Annotated in this window: 5 protein-coding genes and 1 pseudogene; 1 reads left to right on the forward strand and 5 read right to left on the reverse strand. The window is 69.5% G+C overall.

Going from position 1 to position 4866, the window contains the following annotated elements:
- A pseudogene (locus tag D7Y13_RS38560) lies at positions 1-252 on the reverse strand (molecular chaperone DnaJ); the annotation flags it as partial.
- Between the two features lie 108 nt (positions 253-360).
- Positions 361-1173 carry a hypothetical protein gene (locus D7Y13_RS38565; RefSeq protein ID WP_120586060.1) on the reverse strand — a complete coding sequence of 271 codons (813 nt, stop codon included), beginning with the start codon at positions 1171-1173 and terminating at the stop codon, positions 361-363.
- Positions 1174-1276: 103 nt separating this feature from the next.
- Between D7Y13_RS38565 and D7Y13_RS38570 the strand changes: the two genes are divergently transcribed.
- Positions 1277-2065 (forward strand): TSUP family transporter, encoded by a 789-nt coding sequence (locus D7Y13_RS38570; RefSeq protein WP_120586059.1) that lies wholly within the window; start codon positions 1277-1279, stop codon positions 2063-2065.
- 19 nt (positions 2066-2084) lie between these two features.
- On the opposite strand, the gene D7Y13_RS38575 is transcribed toward D7Y13_RS38570, so the two are convergent.
- The 3 genes from D7Y13_RS38575 to accC are packed head-to-tail and all read right to left on the reverse strand — an operon-like array spanning position 2085 to position 4721.
- A complete protein-coding gene (locus D7Y13_RS38575; protein ID WP_120537897.1) occupies positions 2085-2606 on the reverse strand; it encodes a YfbM family protein in 522 nt (173 codons plus the stop codon).
- Positions 2607-2650: 44 nt separating this feature from the next.
- Positions 2651-3160: a biotin/lipoyl-containing protein gene (locus D7Y13_RS38580; RefSeq protein WP_120537896.1), complete on the reverse strand. Its 510-nt coding sequence runs from the start codon at positions 3158-3160 to the stop codon at positions 2651-2653.
- A 43-nt stretch (positions 3161-3203) separates the two neighbouring features.
- A complete protein-coding gene (gene accC / locus D7Y13_RS38585) occupies positions 3204-4721 on the reverse strand; it encodes an acetyl-CoA carboxylase biotin carboxylase subunit (RefSeq protein WP_120537895.1) in 1518 nt (505 codons plus the stop codon).
- Positions 4722-4866: the final 145 nt, after the last annotated feature.

Below are 4866 nucleotides of genomic sequence, written 5' to 3' on the forward strand. Positions count from 1 at the left end.
GGGCGGGGCGACGGGCGCGGATTGCAGCAGCGACGCGGGCGCGCCATCCCCCCACAGCTCCCGGGGGAAGACGTCGCGCACTTCGGGGAAGCGCCACGGAAAGGCGAACTGCAGGCCGTCGTTGGAGACCTGGATCCTGCCCTGGATGGCGCCACTGTCGATGAGCAGCTCGATGGTGGGCGCGGTCAACGGCCCCCACGTGGTGCCCCGATCGTTGCGGACCCAGTACTGCCGGACCTCACCCTCCGCCATGTGCCGTCCTGCTCCCAATCCCGCCAGTGCCGGGATGGCGCAATTTTACCGCCGCCTCCCCGAAGGTCCAAGCACACGACCACCGGGGGGAGACCGGCGGGTGTCGAATCAAGGCGCGGCGCCGTCCAGCGCGGCCAGACCCACGCTGGCCAGGCACGCCGCGTCGGCCTGCTGCTCGGCGGGCGGGTCGAAGCAGTACACCTCGCTGTCGAACACCTTGCAGATGCCCGCCGGGGTGCCCGCGCACGCCACCTTGCCGTACGCCGTGGTGCAGTTGAAGCCGCACACCGGGCCCGTCTCGCTCAGCTTGCACTGGGGCGTGGGCAGACCTTTCCCCCACGCGCAGAGCGCCGCGGGCGTCGGGTCGAAGCAGGTGAGGCTGCCGTTCTGGGCCTTGCACACGCCCACGGGCGTCTTCGCGCAGCGCACACCTTCGGAAGCGTTCACGCAGTTGAAGCCGCACGCCATCTGCAGGCCGTTGCTGACGCACTGCGCGCGCGGCACCTGCTTGCCGTACACCGCGAACACCGCGGCGGGCGGGTCGAAGCACGTCACGTTGCCGCTCTGGCTCTTGCACACGCCCGCGGGCGTCCGGGCGCACTTCACCTTGCCGAAGTCGGTGACGCACGAATAGCCACAGCCCACCACCCCGTCGATGGTCTTGCACTCGGACTCTGGCAGCGCGGCGCCGTACGCCTTCACCACGTAGGCGGGCGGGTCGAAACAGGAGGCCTGTCCGTCGATGACCGTACAGCGGCCCTGGAGCGTCTGGGCGCACCGCACCCGCTGTCCATCCGACTTGCACGCGTAGCCACAGGACACGTGCCCGTCGATGGAGCGGCACGTGGCGGTGGACGCGTCAGGCGGAGAGGGCGGCGCGGCCAGCGTCAGTGCCAGCACGGTCATCAAGGTCGCGAGCATGACCGCATTGACCCCCAAGCTTCAGCGTGACGCAAGCAACCGGCCAGGACGGCCTGTCGCGGGGGTGATAAGCGGGCGCCACCCGCTGGGAGGCGGGCCTCACGTGGACCTGGATGTCGGCGCGTTGAAGCTCCTGCTGCTCTGTCTTGCCGCGTTGAGCGCGGGCTTCGTGGATGCCATCGCGGGAGGCGGCGGGCTCATCACGCTGCCGGCGCTGCTGACGGCGGGCTTTCCCGCGCACATCGCGCTGGGCACCAACAAGGGCCAGTCCGTGTTCGGCTCGGGCGCGGCGCTGGTGCGCTTCGCCCGCGCGGGGCTCGTGGACAAGCAACTGGCGAAGGTGACGTTCCCCTTTGGCCTGATGGGCGCGTTCGGCGGCGCGGCGCTGGTGCTGCTCTTGCGTCCGGAGGTGCTCAAGCCGCTGGTGCTGGTGCTGCTCATCGCGGTGGCGGTGTTCCTGGCCTTCCGCCGCACGCCGCCGAAGCGCGACGGCGTGGAGCCCTCACCCCGGCCGCGCGCGCAGGCCATCGGCGCGCTCATCGCGCTTTGCATCGGGACCTATGACGGCTTCTTCGGTCCGGGCACCGGCACGTTCCTCATCGTGGCCTTCTCGTCGCTGCTGGGCCACGGGCTGGCGCGGGCGTCCGCGGACGCGAAGGTGGTGAACTTCGCCTCCAACCTGGCGTCGGTGGCGCTCTTCGCGCTGAAGGGCGTGGTGCTGTGGAAGGTGGCGCTGCCCATGGCCGCGGCGCAGTTCACTGGCGCGTGGCTGGGCGCGCACGTGGCGGTGAAGGGCGGCGACAAGCTGGTGCGCATCGTCGTGCTGGGTGTGGTGGCCGCGCTGGTGCTCAAGCTGGGGCACGACGTGTGGGGCACCTGGACGGCGGCCTGAACGCCGTCCCGGCGGGACTTCAGCCGATGTGCACGAGCAGCGAGTGGCCGCGCTTCGCCACGGCGGCGGTGAACTTCCGCAGCTCCACGAAGTAGGAGAGCAGCTCCTCCAGCGGATCCACGTCCTCCGCCGGCTCCTCTTCCTCCCAGGTGCCGGGGTAGATGTCCTCCGCCTGGAGCCGCGCCGGGTCGAAGCGCTGGCGCAGCGTGTCCTCGGACACCTTCTTCAGCGCCTCCGCCAGGGCCTTCACCCCGGCCGCGTCGAACACGCGCGCGGTGCCTTCATCGGACGGGATGTCGCCCACGTCCTCGCCGCCGCGCACCAGGAAGTCCAAGGGCGGGGTGCCTTCCCACGCGGTGCCGGTGAGCAGGAACTGGAGGCCGTGCCACGCCTCGCCGATGTCCAGCTCCAGGAACGCCGCGCCCTTCGCGTCGCCGAAGTCCTCCTCGTCCTCCAGGAAGGCCTCCAACTGCTTGGGGGCCTTGCGCAGGGCCTGGAGCTGCGTCTCGGTGGCGCTGCGCAGCGTGCAGAGCATGTCCATGGGGCTTGAACCTCGGGGCTGCGCGGAGCGGGGAAACGGGTGGGTTACTCCACCACGACGAGCTTCGCGTTGTTCTCCACGGCGGTGCCTTCCCTGGCGAACACCTCCGTCACCTTGCCGGCCTTGGGGCTCTTGAGCTCGTTCTCCATCTTCATGGCCTCCACGACCACGAGCCCCTGGCCTTCGGTGACCTCATCACCGACCTTGACCAGCACCTTCACGACCTTGCCGGGCATGGGCGCGAGGATGGTCTGCTTGCCCTCGACGGAGAAGCCGCCGGCCGCCGCGCGCATCCGCAGCTTGCGCTCGTCCGCCACGTCCACGCGGTTCACCTGCCCGCGCACCAGGGTGCCGATCTCGTCGCCGTTCTCCTCGAACTCGACGTTGTACGACTGGCCGTCCACCAGCAGGGACAGCGTGCCCTGCTCCACGGACAGCGCGTCCACCTGGTACGTCTTGCCGTTCAACGTGAGCCGGTAGCGGTCCTGGCCCAGGGACTCCAGGTCCACCGCCACCGCTTCCTTCTGGCCCTGCTGCTTCGTGAAGTAACGCATGGGGAAAAGGTCCTTCCGAAAGGCTTGCGCAAGGAAGACGGCTTCAGCGGCGGCGGCTCTTCAACGCCAGACGCCACGGGCTGATGCGGCCATTGCCCGCCCCGCCGCCCGCGCCCGAGGGCAGCGTCTTCGCGCGCTTCTGGTCGCGCTGGAAGGCGTGGAGCGTGCTGGCGAGCAGCGCCACCTCGCTCAAGCCGGTGTCCTCGCTGCCCAGCAGCGCCGTGTGCTCGCGCGTGAGGAAGCTGGTGTCGTAGTCGCCGCCCACGAACTCCGGGTGCGACAGGATGCCGTTCAGGTAGCGGATGTTGGTGGTGATGCCCTTCACCACGTACTCGGACAGCGCCCGCTTCGCCCGCGCGATGGCCTCCGCGCGCGTGGGCGCCCACACGGACAGCTTGGAGATCATCGGGTCGTAGAAGTTGGGCACCGTGAAGCCCGCGAACACGCCCGAGTCATCCCGCACGTTCGGCCCGCCCGGCACGCGCAGGTACGTAATCTTGCCGGGGCTGGGCATGAAGTTGCGCGACGGGTCCTCCGCGTACACGCGCACTTCAATGGCGTGGCCGCGCGGCTCCGGCGCTTCGAACAGGGGCAGCTTCTCCCCTTCCGCGGCGCGGATCTGCATGGCGACCAGGTCCAGGCCCGTCACCCACTCCGTCACCGGGTGCTCCACCTGGAGCCGGGTGTTCATCTCCAGGAAGTAGAAGTTGCGGTGCACGTCCACCAGGAACTCCACCGTCCCGGCGCCCACGTAGTTGACGGCCTTGGCCGCCTTCACCGCGACCTCGCCCATCTTCGCGCGCAACTCCGGCGTGAGGATGGGGCTGGGCGTCTCCTCCACCACCTTCTGGTGACGGCGCTGCGCGGAGCACTCGCGCTCGTTCAGGTGGATGGTGTTGCCGTACTGGTCGGCGAAGACCTGGATCTCGACGTGGTGGGGCTTCTCCAGGTACTTCTCGATGTAGACCGAGTCGTTGCCGAAGGAGCTCATCGCCTCGCTCTTGGCGGAGCGCCACGCGGAGTCGAAGTCGTGCAGGCCCTCCACCCGGCGCATGCCCTTGCCACCGCCGCCGCCGGCGGCCTTGAGCATGATGGGGAAGCCGATCTTCTGCGCGTACTCGCGCGCTTCCTCGGGCGTGTGGATGGGTTCGGTGGAGCCCGGGACGACGGGCACGCCGGCCTTGATCATGTTGGCGCGCGCGCGGGTCTTCTCGCCCATGGCGTCCATGGCGGCGGCGGGCGGACCGATGAAGGTGATGCCGGCCTTCTCACAGGCGCGCACGAAGGACGCGTTCTCGGAGAGGAAACCGTAGCCGGGGTGGATGGCGTCCGCGCCGGACAGCTTCGCGACCTCCAGGATCTTCTCCTGGACCAGGTAGCTCTCCCGCGAGGGCGGGGGACCCACGAGGAAGGCCTGGTCGGCGGTGCGCACATGGAGCGCGGAGCGATCTGCCTCGGAGTACACGGCCACCGTGGCGATGCCGAGCTCCTTGCAGGTGCGCATTACCCGGATGGCGATCTCGCCGCGGTTGGCGACGAGCACTTTGCGGATTTTGGGCATGTGCGCCCCTGTACCATGGGGCGCCCCTGTTTGCCCGCCCCTACTTGCGCAGGTTGAGGTACTGGTCCATCAGCTGCTTCGCCTGGGCCAGCTTCGCTTCCACGAAGCGGTCATCCTCGTCCGGCTCCGGGGGCTGGGGCGGGTG

The organism is Corallococcus praedator (genome assembly GCF_003612125.1).
Taxonomy (GTDB): Bacteria; Myxococcota; Myxococcia; order Myxococcales; family Myxococcaceae; genus Corallococcus; species Corallococcus praedator.